Below are 1570 nucleotides of genomic sequence, written 5' to 3' on the forward strand. Positions count from 1 at the left end.
TTTGGATTTTTTCTTCTCGTTCAGCCACCATTTGTCGACTGGTATTTAAGTCATTTTCACTTTCTTTTAACTTCTGGCGCGATTGGCGTATCGCCGCGCGCAGCTCACGCACCGACATGCGGTCCACGTCATCGAGGGTCAGGCCCGCAATGGTGCCGCCTTCGGCTAGTTCGGCCAGCTCTTCGTCGTCCTCGGTCATAAGTTCAAAGAGTTTGGCTTTTCCCAAATCAGTAAACGTAGACAACTTTCGGGTTAGGTTAGGGTTAAGATACTTCACAGACGCTCTCATCATCTTTGAAGCTGTGTTGTAATTAATGCCGAGTTGCCCTGTTACAATATTCATAAATTCCCCATGCGGCTCATTCTCCTTAAGGATGATGAGTCGCTTTCCTGCCTCTAGCATCGCTTCAGCACTTTGCGCCATATAAAAGCGCGCTTCATGAACAATCCGTTCGCGCTCATAAGGCAGGCCCTCGCCGTACTTCTCCATAATGTCTCGTTGATGAATGGCTAAGGTGTTCATGTTGTCCTGTAAATCGGGGGCGACCTGATATTCAGGCGTCATATCTATCTTTTCGGGCAAGGCGCGTCGGGCCATAACTCGCTCCTCCGGTAAGGTTAGCGGCTGCTAAAACAGCGCTGCTTTAATTCTGTCAACTTCATCTGGCTGCGGTCTGAGGCATCCAGATAGGCCATCGCAATCAGTAAAAACTCCTGACCCAGCGCGTAATGCCCTGTGGGTCGTTTTTCAATCATGCCCTCTTCTATCATCAGTGGCAGGGTGCGACTGATATTGGTGGGGTTTTCCTTCAATAAGCGGGCTAAATCCCCATTAGACAGTCCATCGGTACCATACCCTTTGAGTGCCTTTAAAATTCGTAACACTCGCCGGGCGCGGGAGCTAGCGGGTAATAATGTGGTCTCACTCATCTTGTTATTCCTGTTACTCTCAGTGAAATTGTGTTACCGTCAGTGCAATGTATTCATTGTCATTTATGCATGGACCGTCGTGCTGCCTCTGAGGTACGTATGGTTTGCTGGATGGCCCGCTTTATCTTATAGGCTTCACCGCGTATGCCTTTGCTTGAGCCCGCAAGCAGCATCCTGACGTTATGGGGCTTAAAATCATGCTTCAATGCCCAGGCTGTAACAGAAGGGTAATGCTGGTAAACACAGTGATAAAAAATTTGCTTTTCGTCTGCGAGGTGCATTGTTCTCTCTCCGTAAAAATTTTCATAAAAAAATATACTTTCATATTTAAAATAATGTAAAGTCCTTTTTGAATATTTTTGTATGTTTTTTTAAGTCTCGTTATATCACTATCAAACACAATAGAAGGAGAGCCTTATGGCAAAGAAAAAAGCCGCCACAATACTGTTGGCAACCTCACCGGACAATATCACGATTGAGGGGGGGGGGCAATTGTATACCCTGAAAAAAGTGCACGAGTTTCGCACAAAACTAATTTGGGTACGCTAATAAAACACGGATGTGCTCAGCAATAGCATTTTTGATTACGTCCCAATTTTGTTGATAAAGGGTTATTTTTTCAGATATACGACGTTTATGT

The 1570-nt window shown here is 45.5% G+C and carries 3 protein-coding genes; 1 reads left to right on the forward strand and 2 read right to left on the reverse strand.

Annotated features, from left to right (window positions below; genetic code table 11):
• A partial coding sequence (locus CBG25_RS15435; RefSeq protein ID WP_290607760.1) for a DUF3102 domain-containing protein occupies positions 1-565 on the reverse strand: 565 nt, incomplete at its 3' end.
• Between the two features lie 53 nt (positions 566-618).
• Positions 619-930 carry a helix-turn-helix domain-containing protein gene (locus CBG25_RS15440; RefSeq protein ID WP_290607756.1) on the reverse strand — a complete coding sequence of 104 codons (312 nt, stop codon included), beginning with the start codon at positions 928-930 and terminating at the stop codon, positions 619-621.
• Positions 931-1347: 417 nt separating this feature from the next.
• Here CBG25_RS15440 and CBG25_RS15445 point away from each other — a divergent pair, with 417 nt between their 5' ends.
• Positions 1348-1479: a hypothetical protein gene (locus tag CBG25_RS15445; RefSeq protein ID WP_290607758.1), complete on the forward strand. Its 132-nt coding sequence runs from the start codon at positions 1348-1350 to the stop codon at positions 1477-1479.
• The last annotated feature ends 91 nt before the right edge of the window (positions 1480-1570 follow it).

The sequence above is a fragment of the Arsenophonus sp. ENCA genome, assembly GCF_002287155.1.
GTDB classification, from domain to species: Bacteria; Pseudomonadota; Gammaproteobacteria; order Enterobacterales; family Enterobacteriaceae; genus Arsenophonus; species Arsenophonus nilaparvatae.

Coding starts and splice junctions, on each gene's coding strand:
- CBG25_RS15440 (WP_290607756.1), bottom strand. CDS start 930: ATGAGTGAGACCACATTATTACCCGCTAGCTCCCGCGCCCGGCGAGTG.
- CBG25_RS15445 (WP_290607758.1), top strand. CDS start 1,348: ATGGCAAAGAAAAAAGCCGCCACAATACTGTTGGCAACCTCACCGGAC.